This is a genomic window from Occallatibacter sp., from assembly GCF_049582745.1.
GTDB lineage: Bacteria > Acidobacteriota > Terriglobia > Terriglobales > Acidobacteriaceae > Telmatobacter.
This window is the reverse complement of record NZ_JBAUUO010000049.1, coordinates 1-16,766: the sequence shown is the minus strand read 5'-3', so window position 1 is coordinate 16,766 and position 16,766 is coordinate 1. Positions and strand designations below refer to the sequence as shown.

Genomic DNA, 16,766 nt, shown 5'->3' with positions numbered 1-16,766 from the left:
TCGTTATTGAAACTCCGGGGCCCTGCTCAGAACTTCGCGGGACACCGTGCGGATATGGGGATTATTGTCCGAATTGGCAACTGTAGACAATACGCGTCTTACGCCCGTATCGGCTTCCACCGGTTCCAGCACACCGATCGACGCCGCGCGAATCCGCGGATCGCTGTCGTTCAGCAGTGCTTCCAGCACGGCGTCACGAACGCGCATGTCCACCGCCACAAACGGCTGCAAGCCTTCGAGCGCCTTTTCCCGCACGGCCTCGCTCTTGTCGTAGCGCAATGCCACCATCAGGGCATCGCGTATACCCTCACCCTGGCAGGCATGGCCCGCCCGGCATTCGGCCGCCAGCAATCCCACTGAGTCGTCTCGAACACCCTGCGAAGACGCATTCTCCGAGGCCAGCATCAGCAACTGGCGGATCGCCGGATCGTCGAGCGAACCCTGGATGTGCTGCGGCACCACCTGGTTATACGTGACATCCACCAACTGGCTGTTGGGCTGGCGCACAACGCTGGAAATGTTGGACACCTCCGCTGGAATAGGCGTCGCCTGCCCGGAATCAGCCTTCTCGGCCGTCGCAGCCGGCACGCGCCCCGCTGCATGTGCTGCGCGCGCCTGCGCGTACTCATAGCCGCCCAGAGTCCCGGCGCCGCCGCCAACAATCAGCAGCAGAACCGCCGCAACCGGGGCAGCCTGCAGGTTCGCAAAGTTATTCAGCACCCGCTGACCGAAGCGCTCAAACCACCGCTTGGGTGGAATTGCATCCAGTGAATCTTCCAGGCGGATGCGCGAGCGCGTCACAAAATTGGGATCGGGTTCAACAACAGGATAGGCCGTCGCCAGCGTCTTCAGCGCCCGCAACTGCTCCCGCTCCTGGCTGCACTCCGTGCAGGCGGCAAGGTGCCGGTCCAGCTCGTGTACCTGTTCGTCGGGCAGCTCGCTGTACGCTGCCAGAACAATGCGCTCATGGGCAAGTTCGCAATTCATCTCTTTACGTCCTTCCAGCCTCGTAAGTACTACCGCGAATCTGATCCAAGAGATCCGCCGCCCGCGAAGGGCTAACGCAATCCCGCCAGTTGAGTCCTCAACTTTTTGGTCGCTCTGAAGAGCGTATTTTTGGCGGTTTCTTCCGTCGTGTTCAACATCTCTCCAATCGTGCGCAGGCGGAGACCCTGGTAATGCTTCAATTCAAAAACCATCCGCTCGCGCGGAGTAAGCTTGCTGAGCGCGGCCTGAATACGCTCCCCCAGCACCTTGCGATCCAGCTCCTTGCTCGGGTTCGAGAATGATCGATTGTCCGAGACCGAAGCCAGCACGTCGATCTCGTCGCCGGAGTGATCCAACACCACGGCCTGGTCCTCGCGGCGCGTCTTGCGGCGGCGAAGCTGATCCAGGCACAAATTGGTCACAATCCGGTAAATCCACGTGTAGAACGAGCACTCGAACCGGAAGTTCCCGATGTACCGGAATGCCTTGAGAAAGGCTTCCTGATAAATGTCTTCCGCATCCTGCTCTGAACCCGTCAAATGCAGCGCCAGCCGCAGTACCTGCTGCTCATACTGGCGCACCAGCGCGTCGAATGCCACCCGCGACCCCGACTGCGCCTCACGGATCAGTTCCATCTCCGGCGCGCGGGCCTGCAAACGCTCCGCAGCGCGGTCCGGTCCGTCCATTGCCCTTGAAGCCATGCCTGCGGAAGATTGTATCCTCCTTTTGGCAGGCCACGCTAAAGCGCCCGGTAGAGCCGTCGTCGAAGTTGGGTAGCTCACAGCATCCGATGCCATCGAGATTTTCGCTCCGGTGGTGCAGACTTTATCGCACTTATGTAGACGGTCCCAAAGCGCGTTTTGTGAGCCTCATGTGCGGCCAATTCCCGCCTGAGTGGCGGATGCCCGTAACCCGTCCCCAATCGACAATGCGTAGAGGGCGCCCTCCGGGCTGGGTGCATGGATAGATGGCTTTACACTGGGGAGCATGAACGAGAGTCTCTTTGCGGGAATGGAAGCCGCGCCCGGTGAATCCGCCGGCTGGTATACCGCACATTGCGATGGCGGATCGCGCGGCAACCCCGGCCCCTCCGGCTTCGGCGCCGTCATTGAAGACCCGGCCGGCAAGGTGGTCGCCCGCCTGAGCGCATTCCTCGGCCGCCAGACAAACAATTATGCTGAATACAAAGGACTTCTGGCTGTCCTTGCCTGGGCAAAAGAGCATGGCGCGCGCCAGCTTCGCGTCGTTTCCGACTCCGAGCTGATGGTCAAGCAGATGAAGGGCCAGTACAAAGTAGCCAGCCCCGGACTGCGGCCCCTATGGGAGGAGGCCAGACTCCTCGCCCGCCAGCTCGAGCGCTTCGAGATGCGTCACACCCTGCGCGGCGGCAACAAAGAAGCCGATCAACTCGCCAACGAAGCCATGGACCAGGGAACCGGCCGGCCCGCAGCCGGCAGACCCAGTCCAAATCCTACCTCACACGGCCCCGCCAAAAATCCCGCCTCAACGCCCGCAGCCACCCAAGTCCTTGAGGGATATGTAAAAGGCGGTGTCGTCCACCTGCTCGAAGGTGACCTCCCCGATGGCACCTTCGTAAAGATCACGAAAAAGTAGGCGTCAAGTCCTGATCCCCGCGCGCTCTCCAAACCGGAATGAGGGTGCCCCCGGTCCCTCGCTATTGGGAACCGGGGAGGCCTCGCCTTTTGAGACCTGCAAAACCTATCCCCTTCAAAACCGGCGGGTGCCCCATTCATGCGCGCCTTTTGCGCATGAGTGGGAAACCACGAACCCACGCGCAACTATGTTTTGAAGGTCCGGAAGAGAATCGTCGCTACGCCGCGTTCGCCAGCCGAGCGTACTCCACAAACTCCGTTGGGCGATTCAGCACAACACTCAAATTCATCAGCGCCCGCGACGAACACGCAGGGCACTCGCGATTGGCATCGCTCACACAATTGCAGTCCAGGCAAAGCACAGCATGATCAAGCGGAATGGTCGATTTGTTCCTGAGAGTATTCATAAATGTGTGTCCAATCCATTGGACGCCTATAGGAAGCAAAACCGTCCCCCACGCAGGAGTTGCGACCAGTACCACGAAGGTGGCAGACGCCGCCGGGCGGTCGATGCTCGTCGGCGGCCCATATCTCACCTAAGTTAGTGCAGCGAAACGCCCAACCGTTTCAAGCGAGCGTGATACGGAACTGTTTCGGCCGTCACTTAGGCACGTCGCGGTGATCGCAATCGCCTGTCGCCCAGAGTGCAACAACGCGCGAAAATTCCACGAAGGCCCCAAAGCCCCTTCGCAGACCAGCAGCTTCTAGCTCGGCATCGGACGGTCCGTCGACCATGTATGCATTGCGGTCCTTTACGATTCTCAGAGACTGATCCATGCGAACTAGATCGACATACCAGTTGCCAAAAAATTGCAAGAACGACCAGTGAAGCCGACTACTCGATTGAGGAAAGGGAGTGCGAAGTGAGAGCACTTGCAGATAACATGCGGGTCCTTACCGGATTGTCGACTCACTTGGTCTCGCATCTTCCCATCCATTTCGCGTAGGTGCGAATTGGATGGGAGTCCAGCATGATGAACAGGCACAGACGCCAAAACACGGCACCGCACCTCTGGCTCGCGCACTCACCCGATATTATTCCGCCAAACGTGCCCCTCGCGCTCCAGCAGCCGATCCCCGCAATCCGGCCCCCAGGTCCCCGCAAAATAATTCGGAAACACCTCGGGATTCTTCGCCGCCCACGCCTCCAGAATCGGCGTATACAGCGACCACGTCACCTCCACGCCATCGCGATGCGCAAACAGCGTCTGATCGCCAAGCATCGCATCCAGCAGCAGGCGCTCGTATCCGTTCGCAGTCGAAGTGCCAAACGCCGCCGCGTAATCGAAGTCCATATTCACCGGGCACACCGACATATTCGGCGTGTTGGGAACCTTCGCGCCAAAGCGCAGCGCGATTCCCTCATTCGGCTGAATGCGAATGGTCAGCAGGTTTGGCTGGATATCCGTGCACGGTCCGCTAGCCTGCATGCGATTGAAAATCAGCAGCGGCGGCTGCCTGAACTGGATGCTGATCTCTGTCGCGCGCTTCTTCATCCGCTTGCCCGCACGCAGATAAAACGGCACGCCCGCCCAGCGCCAGTTCTCGATTCCAAGTTTCACAGCCGCGTATGTCTCAGTCCCCGACTCGGGATTGACGCGCTCCTCATCGCGATAGCCAACCACCTTTTTCCCTTCGATCACGCCCGGGCCGTACTGCCCCCTCACCGCGTCCTTGATGGGAATGCTCGGAATCGCGCGCCACACCTTCACCTTCTCGCGGCGCACCGCCTCCGCATCGAAACTCGATGGCGGCTCCATCGTCACAAAACTCAGCAGCTCCATCACGTGGTTCTGCACCACGTCGCGCAGCGCGCCGGCCTTCTCATAGAACGGCCCGCGTCCCTCCACGCCCAGCGTCTCCGCCGCCGTGATCTGCACGTGGTCAATGTAATTGCGATTCCAGATCGGCTCGAAAATCCCGTTCCCGAACCGAAACACCAAAATATTCTGCACCGTCTCTTTGCCCAGGTAGTGATCGATGCGGAACACTTGGTGCTCGTGGAAGACCGCGTTCACCTGGTGGTTCAGATCGCGCGCCGAATCCAGATCGTGCCCGAACGGCTTCTCGATCACCACGCCCACGCGCCCCTGTTCCGGCTGAGCCATCCCCTGCGCGCCCAAGTTCTCAATAATCGGCGTGAAATACTCCGGAGCCGTCGCCAGATAAAACAACCGGTCCGGCCCGATGTTCTTTTCCGCCGCAATCTTGTCCAGCTCCTGCTTCAATCCCGCGTAGTGCGAAGCGTCGTCGAAACTGAGCGCATAGTAGCTGATCTTTTTCGCGAACTCCTCAAGCCGCGGATCAGCCTTATCCGCCTTTCCAAATTCGATGATGCCCTCGCGCATGTCGGCCGCAAACTCATCCCCCAGCGCCCGCCGCGCCACCCCGACGATGGCAAAGTTCTTCGGCAGCAACCCATCCTGCTCCAGATGAAACAGCGCAGGCAGCAGCTTCCGCTTGGTCAGATCGCCCGAAGCGCCAAAAATCACCAGGATCCCCGGATTCGGAATCCGCTCGCCGCTCTTCGGAACCTGCGACAAATCCTCCGGACGAATCTTCATTTGCACAGTTGCTGATGCCATACGCTCCACCTCCGTGTCGCTTGAGTTCAGAGTAGAAAGTTCGTAGTTCACAGTTACAGAACTGTTACCGGTTCAAACTAACTTTGAACTAAGAACTAAGAACTAAGAACTAAGAACTAAGAACTAAGAACTGTCCTTCAGTCCTTCTTCACCGCATGTCCCCCGAACGCGTTCCGCATGATCGCCAGCATTCTGTCGGTAAAGTTATTCTCTTCGCGCGAACGAATGCGCCGAATCAACGACTCGGTAATCACTGGCGCCGATACATTCAGATCAATGGCTTCGAATACCGTCCAGCGTCCTTCGCCCGAATCCGCGACGTAAGCCTCAAGCCCATCGAGCTTCGGATTCTTGCTCAGCGCATCCGCCGTCAGATCCAGCAGCCAGCTTCGCACCACGCTGCCGAAGCGCCAGATTTGCGAGATCTGCGCCAGGTCGAGTTTCATCTCTTCCTTCTTCTCCATGATGGTGAAGCCCTCCGCATACGCCTGCATCAGGCCGTACTCGATGCCGTTGTGCACCATCTTCACAAAGTGCCCCGCACCGGCCGGACCCACATGGCCCCAGCCCTGCTCTTTTCCAGGGGCCAGCGTTTCCAGGATGGGCCGCAGATACTCGACGGCTTCCTTGTCGCCGCCCACCATCATGCTGTAGCCCTCCTTCAATCCCCACACGCCGCCCGACGTGCCGACATCGACAAACTGGAATCCCTTCGCCGTCACTTCCTTGTAATGGCGCTGCGAATCCTTGTAATTCGAGTTGCCGCCATCGATCAGGATGTCGCCCTTGTTCAGCAGCGGCTCGAGCTTGGCAATGGTGTCGTCGACCGGCTTGCCCTGCGGCACCATGATCCAGATCGCCTTGCGGCCGGTGAACTTCTTGGCCATGTCTTCGAGCGAACTCACGCCCACATTGCCAGAGGCGGTGAGCTTTTGCACTGCCTCCGCATTGAAGTCGAAGCCGATCACCTGGTGCCCGCCGAGGCGAAGCCGCTCCGCCATGTTGCCGCCCATCTTGCCCAGACCAATCAATCCCAGTTGCATAACGATCTCCCTTCCAATCCGGTTAAAGAACTTCCAATGTCTGCAGGCTGCTGCGCAGAGCATCCGCTCCGGTGAAGCAAATTACCTGCATTCCCGCGCTCGCGGCCGCGGCTGCGTTTTCAGCGCGATCGTCGATGAACAACGTGCGCTTTGCCGGCTTCCCCAGGATATCCAGGGCGCGGCGATAGATCGCCGGATCAGGCTTGCGCAGTCCCAGATAGCACGAACTGAAGGCCATATCCACGCGATCGCGTAATCCGAAAACCTGAAACCGGTGTTCATTCGGCTCCCGCGCTTCATTGTTCAAAACACCAAGCATGTACTTATGGGATGCGGCCAACTCGCTCAGGATTCCCAGCGCCCCGTTGGGCAACGCTTTCGATTGCGCAAAAATCGCAGCCATAAATTCGTCTTTGCTGAAACTGCGCGGCTCATAAAATACTGTTGCGTCAAGATACTGCGCCGCGCCGATCGCATCGCGCTCCCACGCATCGTTCTGCACCACGTGCCGCCGCTCAAACTCCGCTCGATCCAGTTGAAATTGATCCACCACTGCCGCGCGTTCGCGATGGTCCCAGCCATTGGTCAGCAGGACTCCGCCAACATCGAAAAGAATTACGTCGAAGGGGAACATCGGCGTCTCTCAAAAATCAGTGAACAGTGGTTAGTCGCTGCCGGAGTGTTTCTTTGAAGACAAATAACGTCCTTAGTTGGAACTGCGTTGATACTTTGCCTCGATAGCCAGAACCTTTTTGAAACGACGGGTAAACCGTGGCTCATTGGTGATGAACTTGGCCCTGATGAATGCATCCAGAAGCTCGTAGGCAAGCGACGCTCCCACAATCCGCGCGCCCAGCACGATCACATTCATATCGTCGTGCTCCACGCCCTGGTGCGCGGAATAGGTATCGTGGCACATGCCCGCGCGAATGCCGGGAATCTTGTTGGACGCCACGCAGACGCCCACTCCCGAACCGCAAATCAGAATCCCGCGCGGCGCTTCTCCCGCGCGAATTGCTTCGCCCACGCGCTCCGCAAAATCGGGATAGTCGTCCTGCGGCTCAACCTTGTACGCACCCAGATCGAGAATCTCGTGCCCTTCACGCGTAAGGTAAGCTCGCACTTCTTCCTTCAACTCAAACCCCGCATGATCCGACGCAATCACTAACTTCACTTTCAATCCTTTCGCCTGGTGGGAGCGGAGTCAGTCAAGAAATCCTGGCCCCCCATTCCCTTGTCTCTATGTCCCTTTGTCCCTAGTCCCTATGTCCCTCGGTCCCTTACTTCCTGGTCCCTATCTCTTCACCAGCGCCTTCGCCCGCGCCGCCACATTCTGCCCGGTAAATCCAAACTCTTCCATCACCTTTGGCCCTGGTGCCGACGCGCCGAAGTGATCAATACCCACAACATCGCCATCCAAGCCAACATACTTCCACCAGCCCAGCGTCGCGCCTGCTTCTACCGCAAGCTTTGGAATCCCCGCCGGCAGCACGCTCGCGCGGTACGCTGCTGTCTGCTCGTCGAAAATCCGCCAGCTCGGCAGGCTCACCACGCGCGCTGCAATCCCTTCGCCCGCCAGCAGCCTCGCCGCATCCAGCGCCGTCGAAACCTCCGAGCCCGTCGCAATCAGAATCACCTTCGCGTCCCCTGCATCCTCCAGCACGTACCCACCCTTGCTCACGCTCGCATACACGTCATGCTTCGTCGTGTCGATCACCGGCAGGTCTTGCCGCGAAAGTGCGAAAAAGCTCGGCGTCGTGCGGTCCAGCGCCAGCCGCCAGCACGCCGCCGTCTCGTTGGCATCGGCGGGGCGAAAGTCGGTAAGCCCCGGCGTGGCGCGCAGCATCATCAGGTGCTCGATCGGCTGGTGGGTTGGTCCATCTTCACCCAAACCAACCGAATCGTGCGTGAACACAAAGATCGAGTGGCACTTCATCAACGCGGCCAGTCGCAGCGCAGGCTTGCAATAGTCAGAGAAGGTAAAGAACGTCGAGCCGAACGGCACCAGGCCGCCGTGTACCGCCATGCCATTCACCGCTGCGCACATGCCAAACTCGCGCACGCCGAAAAACACGTTGCGTCCGGCGGGATCGACATGGAAACTTGCCCCCGGCTTGAAGATCGTCTTCGTCGACGAAGTCAAATCAGCCGCGCCGCCAAACAGTTCCGGCACAACATCGGCCACGGCATTCATCACCGTGCCGCCCGCATTGCGCGTAGCCTGCTTCTTGTCCGCCGGGAACGAGGGAATGGCCTTCTCCCAATCTTTCTTGCGCCGCCCCTTCTGTGTGCGATCGAATTCAACCGCCAGGTCGCGAAACTCCGCCGCGTAATGCGTGAAGAGGTGTTGCCATTCTGCTTCCGCCGTGGCGCCGCGATCGACAGCCTTGCGCCAATTCTTCAACGCATCGTCGGGAACATAAAAGCTCTGGTCTTCCGGGAAACCGTAAAATTTCTTCGTCGCCGCGGTATCCGCCGGCCCCAGGGCCTCGCCGTGCACCTTGTTGGTGCCGGCCTTCGGACTGCCGTAGCCGATTACCGTGCGCACAGCGATCAATGAAGGTCTGCCCGTCTCCGCCTTGGCCGCTTCAATCGCCGCTTCAATGGCTTTCAAATCGTTGCCGTCGCCAACCCGTTGCGTGTGCCAGTGGTACGCCTCGAAGCGCTCCAGCACATCGTCGTTGTAACTCAGCTCTGTTGGACCGTCGAGCGAGATCAGGTTGTCGTCGTAGAGCACGATCAGCTTGCCCAGAGCCAGCGTTCCGGCCAGCGCGCACGCCTCGTGCGAAACGCCTTCCATCAAATCGCCGTCACCGCACAGCACGTACGTGTGGTGATTCACAATCTCAAAGCCGGGCTTGTTGTAGACGGCGCCAAGATGCTTCTCCGCAATCGCCATTCCCACCGCCATCGCCAATCCCTGCCCCAGCGGCCCCGTCGTCACTTCCACGCCGTCCGTGTCGCCGTATTCGGGATGTCCCGGCGTGCGCGAGTGCCACTGCCGAAACGCCTGCAGATCCTCGATTGTCACCTTGTACCCGGAGAGAAAAAGCGTGCCATACAGCAGCGCGGAGGCGTGCCCATTCGACAGCACAAAGCGGTCGCGGTCCGGCCACTTCGAATTCCCCGGATTGTGCTTCATGATTTTATGAAATAACAGGTAGGCAATGGGGGCGCACCCGAGCGGCGCGCCGGGATGGCCGCTATTGGCCTTCTGCACCTCATCGACAGCGAGCAGACGCAAGGTATCAATCGATAATTCGTCGAGTGAAAGATCCGCAAGAGTTGCCATAAAACTCGATTCCCATTCCTTTCGAAAAAATGCTGCGGAAATTTAAGCCTCGTCGCGAGGCTCAATGCTGATGTCCACGTTGTACCCAAGCCAGCTATCCTGCTCGCGCCAGTGGAGAGTCCATGATAGAACACCGCTCGCAAGGTTCGGAGTGGTGCAAAGGTCCACGCTGTGGCCCGCGCTGCCAAGACTGCGGCCCATTGTCCTTTGCGTTGTCTTCCATTGGTCCGTCGTCCAAACCACCTCAAATGGCGCGTCGTCGAGAATGCGCAGCGTGTCCCCCGCCTTGATTTTCTGGATCGGCCGCCGCCTGCTGTAAAACTCCAGGTTGGCGCGCCGCTTCTTTCTCCCATCCGGTTCGCAGTAGCGCTCGTACACGCTGTCAATGCGGTCAAACACCTTGCCGTCCACTGCCGATCGCAGCAGCTTTAGATACTCCGCATGCGCCCACACCAGCGGCACCGCAGAACCCGCCGGCTTGCCGGTCTCGAATCCCCGCCGATCCGCCTCGTCCCACACCTGCTCCGGCATCATCTGGCCCAGCGTCGCAAATCGCTCGTATGTCGCAATCAGCGGCGAAGGATCATTTCCCGCTGCCAGTTCATAATGCGCGCGCTCCCCAGTAAACAGCGGCCACACGCGTCCCTGTCCCCACCCCTGAAACGGTCCGCCATCGGGGCACTGTCCGTAGCCGTCAAAGTTGTACCGGTGCCACCCGGGCCCCTGAGGGAGATCGGTCTTCAAAACCGCATCCACCACTTTCAGCGAATCAATCATCAGCGGATCGTCGGCACGGCGAACTCCATAACGCACCAGTTCCAAAAATCCCGCGTCAATAATCTCCCGCGCTTCAAACTCCGTTTGCGCACCCGGAGGCCGGTTATTGATGTGGATCATCTCCGTCCCGCAGCTTTCGCAGGCGTACGCTTCGCCCTTTTCCGGAGGCCGGATGCGCATGTAATGCCGCTTAATTTCCGGCAGCAGCACGCCGTTGTTGGTCACAGTCCACTCTTCGAGATGCCGCTCGATCCAGTCGGCAAACTCCTCCAGAAACACCGCCATCTCCATCGCATCGTGGGCGCGCGCCATGTCCGCCGCGCAGATCAGGCCGCCCATCACCGCTGCAAGCGTCGAAGGCGAATAGCCCGCGTTCTCTTCCCACCGCTCCTGGTGGGTAATGGGCGCATGCTGCACCAGGTATCCCGCCGCGCGCTCGATAAACGGAAAAATCTCGAACTCGCCCAGCGCATTCGCCTTCCACAAACGCCACGCCAGGATAATGGGGAACGCAACTTCGTCCAGTTGCTCGCCTGACCAGTACGGCCGCCCGTCGACCCAGAAATTCTGCGCAAATCCACCGTCGGGCTTTTGCGTGCAGGCCAGGTAAACCAGCGCCCTCCGCGCCGTCTCCGCGCGTCCGCAGGCCAACAACGCCGTCGCCGTCTGCACCATGTCCCTCGTCCACACCAGGTGATAGCCGCCCAGGTCGTCGTCCCCATGCGCCTGTCCCCACGGAATCGACGCCGAAGCCACGAACGCCCCCGAAAATGTCTTGTCTTCGTGCGCCAGCAGCACGTTGTGGCTGGCCCGCATCAGTTTGCCGCCGTCGCACGCCTTCACCGCCAGCCACTCGGGATTGGCCAGCCGGTGCCATTGCGCAATGAACCGGTCGCGATGTTGATCGAACGGCGTGGCCAACGCACTCACTGTCTTTTGAAGCGCGGTATGGTTCCCTTCGCCAAGACCAAAAGCCAGGACAAACTCCCGCACACCGTCGGTCCCCGCGGCACCCAGGTTCAACTCGCCGAACAATGCAATATTTCCGTTCGAGGCCGAACCAAATTCCCAATCCATCACGTAGTTATCGCGAAGATCGTGCCACCCGTCGCTCGTCCCCACAAATCCGCAGCTCACGCGCGAAAACCCACAACTCGCTCCCATGGCAAGCGACCACTGGTTCTTCCAGGCCAGCAGCATTTTCCGGCCCGCCAGGTCCAGCGCTCTCCCCGTGTTGCCCGCCCCTCCGCCGTCCAGGTGCGGAGCCAGCAACGCATAAATCTTCAGGCGCGGAATCAGGTCCTCGTGCCCCTCCAGCCGCACATGCTGCAGAATCACGCTGTGGTGCGGATCGCAAATAACCTCCTTGGTCAGCGTGTATCGGCCGCCGGGGTCGCGATTGATGTAGCGCACCCCCAGCGCCTCCGGGTGAATGTACTCGAACGTCGACACCAGGTCGCGCTTTTCCTCGTGCTTGAACGTCTCCCCATCCGTCACCAGGAACCCCATATCGCGCACCTGGGCGCTGTCGATCGTGGGGTGGTAGATCTCGTTCAAGATGCCATGCGAGCAGGTAAACCACACCCGGCTCGAAGCCGAATAGGCGGTTCCCACCGCGTCTTTCACGCTCGAAGTCCAGCGCGGCAGCAGTCCGGGCGCGCCAAAAGCCTCACCCTGCTGGTCAAGCCAGCGGTACGACGGTCGATCATTATTCATGGATTCACACTGGTAGAACGTTCAGGGAAGTTCAATTCTCGCTCTTCAACATCCTTAGGGATGTTCCCACATCCCCCAAGGTTTCCATTTTCACACCGATTCCTCCGAACCCTCTCACTCTCTTACCGCATCCATCCAAACATGGGGCACCGCCCGCCAATATGAATGGCCGGTTTCATTTGTTGCGCTCTTGCTCGGATACATCGCACCCGGCGCATCCACACACCCTGCGATGACCTTCCATTGAAACAGTACAATCCCAACTGAGGAGATTTCCCCGATGGCATACGAACTTGCACCGCTTCCTTACGACTACGCCGCCCTCGAGCCTTTCATCGACGCGGAGACCATGAAGCTGCACCACGACAAGCACCACCAGGCCTACATCAACAACGTGAATGGCGCGCTCGCCACCCACCCCAATCTGGCCGCCAAATCGGTTGACGACCTCATCAGCGACCTCAATGCCATTCCCGAAGACATCCGCGGCGTCGTCCGCAACAACGGCGGAGGCCACTCCAACCACTCGATGTTCTGGACCATCATGGCCCCGCCCAAATCCGGCGGCGGCATGCCCACTGGCGCCCTCGCTGACCAGATCAACACGGATTTTGGTGATTTTGAAGCCTTCAAGAGAACTTTCAATGAGACCACCGCCAAGCAGTTCGGCTCTGGCTGGGGCTGGCTCGTTTTTCAGGGCGGCAAGCTCAAGGTCATCACCAGCGCCAACCAGGACTCACCCCTCAGCCAGGGCATCTATCCCATTCTCGGCAACGACGTCTGGGAGCACGCCTACTACCTGAAATACCAGAACAAGCGCCCCGACTACCTGGCCGCCTGGTGGAACGTAGTCAACTGGACCGAAGTAGCCAAGCGCTTCGAAAAAGCAAAAAAGTAAAAGGCAGTTCTCCGTCGTCAGTTGTCAGTTCTCTGTTTTCGCATCCAGGCTTGGTTGAAACCGGTAGGTCCGAATGAGTTCCTCGATGATTCAAACCTCGGCGTCCTGGTATGGAGACTGACAACTGATGACTGATAACTGAAAACTAGCTTTGTGCCCCATTCATCGCGGCTTCATCGCGATGAGTGGGACCGGGTCGCCCGCTCGCTTCAATCCCAACCAACTCCACAACATCGCAATCGACAATATGTCATTCCGACCGGAGCGAAACCGGGGTCCCCGGCGACGGGTCTTTGTCGCTGGGTGGAGAAGCGCAGTGGAGGAACCTGCAGTTGCCTTTCGGGGTCCGCCGTAAGATCGCTGGAATATTTTCGCCACAAGTCCCCCGCGCGATCTGAAGAGATCCAGCGAAGGCCGCATTTCATCGTCCGGGCCTGCTCCACCACATTTCTGCGCTGGAGTTGCCGAACAAGCTGATGATTCAACCCAGCATGATACTGCTCTTCGGCTCACGCGGAATTCAAGCACGGACAGGTCCCGGCTAGATCGGCACGGGTTCTGGCGATGCTGGTCATCGCATTTCATTCGCTGCGCAATGCTTGCATCGGTTCGAGCGAAGCCGCGCGGCGCGCGGGGATGAGAGACGCTGCGAGCACGAGGACCAGGATCGCAGTTGTTGCCAACCCCAGAACCACGGGGTCGAGCGGATTGACCTGGAACAGCAACGCGCGCAACAAGCGCATCGCAAATACAGCTCCGATGGCTCCGATGGCGCAGCCCGCCAGGCCCAGCCTTATCCCGGAGCTCAAAACGACGTGCAGTAAGTTGGCCCGCGTGGCGCCGAGCGCCAGGCGAATGGCGAACTCATGTGTACGCTGCATTGCGGAAAAGGCGATCACGCTGTAAATCCCCAGCATGGCCAGCAGCACGGCGGCAGCGGCAAAGCTGGAGATGAGCACTGTGTTGAAGCGCCGCGATCCCTGGCCCTCCCGCACCAGTTGCTCCATGGATGCAACATGAATGAGCGGCAACCGCGGGTCAATGGAGTGGACGATGGAGCGAAGACCCTCGGCCATCTGGTCCGGTGGCAACGCACCGCGCATCACAACGGTGCCGTAGTTCCCGTACAACATGTTTGGAGGCGCATACCTGCCTATGGATGGTTTGAGCTGAGACGCCGGTTGGTAAAACTGGGGCAACGTGGCCTGATCGGCGCCGCTCTGCTTGATGTCGCCCACCTCTCCGACAACCGTTTGCCAGGGCATGGGCGATCCCGCCACGCCAATGTAGAGGCGCTTCCCGATTGGATCCTGGTGCGGCCAGTACTTCTCGGCCAGAGTGCGGTTCACAATCACGACCAGAGGAGCACTGGCGGTGTCGGAGTCGCGAAAGGAGCGCCCTCGCAGCAAAGGAATGCCCGCGGCCTGAAAATAGTCGCCCAGAACCGTGCCGTTCCAGGCCAGATTGAGGCCAGCTCCTGCCGGCGGAACGTAACCCTCCGGAACGAAAGTCGTGTTGTCCGCGCCTCCGCCGGGCATTGCTGTGGTCACCCCCACTGCCTCCACACCCGGCAATGCCTGAAGCTGTTGCAACAGTTCCCGGTCGAACACGTCAACGGCAGCCTGGTTGGAGTATTGCTGACCGGGCAGCCCGAAAAACGCCGTCATCGAGCGGTCTGTGCTGAAACCGAGATCGACTTCGCGCAGCTTCTCGAAGCTGCGCAGCAGCAATCCGGCTCCCGTAAGAAGCACCACCGCTGCTGCGAGCTCGCATACCACGAGAACCGAACGCAGCCGAGATTGGCTGCCGGCCGGCGTTTCCGTTCGGCCGCCTTCCTTCAGGTGGTCGTTCAGGTTGGTCCGCGCCGCCGCGGCTGCCGGTAAGGCGCCGCAGACCAGGCCCGTAAGCACGACCAGCAGAAGTGCGAATCCGACAACTTCGGAGTCGAGGCCGATGGCGCTGATACGAGGAAGCGTCTCGGGAAGAAAGCGAGTCCCCACACGGAGAGCAGCCCATGCCAGAACCAGGCCGCCCAGACCGCCGGCCAGGCTGAGTGAGAGCGACTCGATGAGGTTTTCGCAGAGGATCCTGGTCATGCTCGCGCCTAGCGTCCTGCGAACCGCAGTCTCATGACGGCGGCGGATGACCCTGACCAGTAGAAGACCCGCAAGGTTGGCGCAGGAAATCAGGAGTACCGCGACCACAGCAAGGAAGAGCATCCGCACCAGCGGCCTCGCCTCAGACACGGTCGCGTCTTTCAGGCTCACTACCCGCGCGTGGATGCGCATCGAATGGCCAGCCGACGGCAAGCGCCCTACGATCTCCGGGCCCACTGGCTCCAGGCTCTGGCGGGCTTGCTCCGCCGTCACACCGGGCTTCAGCCGCCCTATCAAGTAATGGTTCCAGCTTCCGGCCTGGTTTACGAGTTCGCCTTGCGTAAAGCTCATTGGAACCCACAGCTCGCTCCGATTCACCTGCCCGGGAACCAGCGGGAACTCAAATGTGCGCGGCATGACGCCGATGATCTCGTAACTTCTGCGATCGAGCAGAATCTTCTTTCCCAGAATGTTCGCATCGCCCGAGAAGCGGCCGCGCCACATCTCGTAGCTGATCACCGCCACCTGTTGCCCCCCGTCATCCTCCTTCTGGGTGAACGTGCGACCCAACACAGGGGCGACGCCGAGCACTTGAAAGACCGTCGCATTCAGTCGAGCGGCCATGATCCCAGCCGGTTCCACCTGGCCCGACAGCTCAAATCCCCTTTGCTGATAGGCGCCCATCGCAGTGAATGCCCCGGTCGTCCGTGCATAGATGCCAACCGCCGGAGCCGTAACATGCGGGGCGCCTCCGGCCGGGGGCACTCCCTCGGGAATATTCCCCAGGATCACCAGCCGGTCCGGTTCAAGAAAAGGCAAAGGCCGCATGAATACACCTTCGACGATGGAGAAGATGGTGAGCGTTGCGCCGATGCCAAAGGCCAGCGTGAGCACGGCCGCGAGCGTAAACCCAGGCGACTTGTGCAGCCGGCGCAAGGCGAATCGCAAGTCCGCGGCGAAGTTCTCGAGCAGGCGCCCCACCCGTATCTCTCGAACCTTGGCTTTCACTGGCTCGATGCCACCAAGTTCGATGAGCGCTCGCCTCCTTGCCTCCGAATGCGAAAGCCCCTCTTTCACCTTCTCCTCGGTCAGCAACTCCACCGAAGACTGAAGCTCATCGTCCAGTGCCTGCTCGACTGTGTTCTTGCGCAGGAGATTCCGGAATAAACTAACGATTCGGCTCGGCATGATGTCTCCATTCGGTTCATGCGGATTCCACCGCCGCCGTCATGATCTTGACCACCTGGTTCCATTCCCGCTCTTCTGCCTTGAGCTGTGCGCGGCCCGAAGCTGTGAGGCGGTAGTACTTGGCCCGGCGATTGTTCTCAGAGGCGCGCCATTCTGCCTCGACCCAGCCCTTTTCTTCCATGCGGTGCAGCGAAGGAAAGAGTGACCCAAAGCTCACCTGAAATGCTTCGCGGGTGATTTGCGTTATGCGCCGCGAGATGCCTACCCCATGCAGAGGTTCCAGGTTCAGGGTCTTCAGGATCAGCAGATCCAAGGTGCCGCGGAGAAGATCGGTTCGTTGTGGGCTCATGGCAGTCTCTTATCGGAATACGATAGGTGCCCCTGGTTGGTTCCGCAAAAAGTTCACACGAAGACCATGAGGGCTTTGTTCTTAAACCGCCGACGACAGTCAGTATGGAGTGACCGGCACCGATGCGCTGATCGTGGGTTAGGCTGTGAGTTCAGAAGGACGCACAGTTCAGAGCCACAAGCGGAAGGGAGCCGGTCATGAAGGAAAAGTTACGATTTTTGG

12 protein-coding genes are annotated in these 16,766 nt (G+C 59.7%); 2 read left to right on the top strand and 10 right to left on the bottom strand.

Features of this window, described 5'->3' with window-relative positions:
• Window positions 1-3: 3 nt before the first annotated feature.
• Together WCA10_RS06570 and WCA10_RS06565 are read right to left on the bottom strand one after the other, a co-directional pair.
• On the bottom strand, window positions 4-987 hold the full coding sequence (locus WCA10_RS06570) for an anti-sigma factor family protein (protein ID WP_472821707.1): 984 nt from the start codon (window positions 985-987) through the stop codon (window positions 4-6).
• A 71-nt stretch (window positions 988-1,058) separates the two neighbouring features.
• Complete coding sequence (locus WCA10_RS06565; protein WP_472821706.1) at window positions 1,059-1,688, bottom strand: RNA polymerase sigma factor; 630 nt, start codon at window positions 1,686-1,688, stop codon at window positions 1,059-1,061.
• A gap of 286 nt (window positions 1,689-1,974) precedes the next feature.
• On the opposite strand from WCA10_RS06565, the gene WCA10_RS06560 reads away from it, so the two are divergent.
• Entirely contained in the window at window positions 1,975-2,601 is a 627-nt protein-coding gene (locus WCA10_RS06560; protein WP_472821705.1) for a ribonuclease HI family protein, read from the top strand.
• Window positions 2,602-3,625: 1,024 nt separating this feature from the next.
• Here the strand turns inward: WCA10_RS06560 and zwf are convergent.
• The 6 genes from zwf to WCA10_RS06530 all read right to left on the bottom strand — a co-directional run bounded on the left by zwf (window position 3,626) and on the right by WCA10_RS06530 (window position 12,013).
• Window positions 3,626-5,185 (bottom strand): glucose-6-phosphate dehydrogenase, encoded by a 1,560-nt coding sequence (gene zwf / locus WCA10_RS06555; protein ID WP_472821704.1) that lies wholly within the window; start codon window positions 5,183-5,185, stop codon window positions 3,626-3,628.
• A gap of 137 nt (window positions 5,186-5,322) precedes the next feature.
• Window positions 5,323-6,228 (bottom strand): phosphogluconate dehydrogenase (NAD(+)-dependent, decarboxylating), encoded by a 906-nt coding sequence (gnd, locus tag WCA10_RS06550; protein ID WP_472821703.1) that lies wholly within the window; start codon window positions 6,226-6,228, stop codon window positions 5,323-5,325.
• 22 nt (window positions 6,229-6,250) lie between these two features.
• The gene (locus tag WCA10_RS06545) at window positions 6,251-6,862 is read right to left on the bottom strand and encodes an HAD family hydrolase (protein ID WP_472821702.1); all 612 of its coding nucleotides are present in this window, start codon (window positions 6,860-6,862) and stop codon (window positions 6,251-6,253) included.
• 72 nt (window positions 6,863-6,934) lie between these two features.
• Entirely contained in the window at window positions 6,935-7,402 is a 468-nt protein-coding gene (rpiB, locus tag WCA10_RS06540) for a ribose 5-phosphate isomerase B (RefSeq protein ID WP_472821740.1), read from the bottom strand.
• Between the two features lie 120 nt (window positions 7,403-7,522).
• Window positions 7,523-9,520 (bottom strand): transketolase, encoded by a 1,998-nt coding sequence (tkt, locus tag WCA10_RS06535; RefSeq protein ID WP_472821701.1) that lies wholly within the window; start codon window positions 9,518-9,520, stop codon window positions 7,523-7,525.
• A gap of 42 nt (window positions 9,521-9,562) precedes the next feature.
• Window positions 9,563-12,013: a glycoside hydrolase family 15 protein gene (locus WCA10_RS06530; protein WP_472821700.1), complete on the bottom strand. Its 2,451-nt coding sequence runs from the start codon at window positions 12,011-12,013 to the stop codon at window positions 9,563-9,565.
• 280 nt (window positions 12,014-12,293) lie between these two features.
• Between WCA10_RS06530 and WCA10_RS06525 the strand changes: the two genes are divergently transcribed.
• Window positions 12,294-12,911 (top strand): superoxide dismutase, encoded by a 618-nt coding sequence (locus WCA10_RS06525; RefSeq protein WP_472821699.1) that lies wholly within the window; start codon window positions 12,294-12,296, stop codon window positions 12,909-12,911.
• A gap of 581 nt (window positions 12,912-13,492) precedes the next feature.
• Here the strand turns inward: WCA10_RS06525 and WCA10_RS06520 are convergent.
• Both WCA10_RS06520 and WCA10_RS06515 read right to left on the bottom strand, forming a co-directional pair.
• Entirely contained in the window at window positions 13,493-16,195 is a 2,703-nt protein-coding gene (locus tag WCA10_RS06520; RefSeq protein ID WP_472821698.1) for an ADOP family duplicated permease, read from the bottom strand.
• Between the two features lie 16 nt (window positions 16,196-16,211).
• Window positions 16,212-16,544: a PadR family transcriptional regulator gene (locus WCA10_RS06515; protein WP_472821697.1), complete on the bottom strand. Its 333-nt coding sequence runs from the start codon at window positions 16,542-16,544 to the stop codon at window positions 16,212-16,214.
• Window positions 16,545-16,766: the final 222 nt, after the last annotated feature.

Excerpts from the sequence above, each read along its gene's own strand:
- WCA10_RS06570 (WP_472821707.1), bottom strand. The coding sequence starts at position 987 with ATGAATTGCGAACTTGCCCATGAGCGCATTGTTCTGGCAGCGTACAGC.
- WCA10_RS06565 (WP_472821706.1), bottom strand. The coding sequence starts at position 1,688 with ATGGCTTCAAGGGCAATGGACGGACCGGACCGCGCTGCGGAGCGTTTG.
- WCA10_RS06560 (WP_472821705.1), top strand. The coding sequence starts at position 1,975 with ATGAACGAGAGTCTCTTTGCGGGAATGGAAGCCGCGCCCGGTGAATCC.
- zwf (WP_472821704.1), bottom strand. The coding sequence starts at position 5,185 with ATGGCATCAGCAACTGTGCAAATGAAGATTCGTCCGGAGGATTTGTCG.
- gnd (WP_472821703.1), bottom strand. The coding sequence starts at position 6,228 with ATGCAACTGGGATTGATTGGTCTGGGCAAGATGGGCGGCAACATGGCG.
- WCA10_RS06545 (WP_472821702.1), bottom strand. The coding sequence starts at position 6,862 with ATGTTCCCCTTCGACGTAATTCTTTTCGATGTTGGCGGAGTCCTGCTG.
- tkt (WP_472821701.1), bottom strand. The coding sequence starts at position 9,520 with ATGGCAACTCTTGCGGATCTTTCACTCGACGAATTATCGATTGATACC.
- WCA10_RS06530 (WP_472821700.1), bottom strand. The coding sequence starts at position 12,013 with ATGAATAATGATCGACCGTCGTACCGCTGGCTTGACCAGCAGGGTGAG.
- WCA10_RS06525 (WP_472821699.1), top strand. The coding sequence starts at position 12,294 with ATGGCATACGAACTTGCACCGCTTCCTTACGACTACGCCGCCCTCGAG.
- WCA10_RS06520 (WP_472821698.1), bottom strand. The coding sequence starts at position 16,195 with ATGCCGAGCCGAATCGTTAGTTTATTCCGGAATCTCCTGCGCAAGAAC.
- WCA10_RS06515 (WP_472821697.1), bottom strand. The coding sequence starts at position 16,544 with ATGAGCCCACAACGAACCGATCTTCTCCGCGGCACCTTGGATCTGCTG.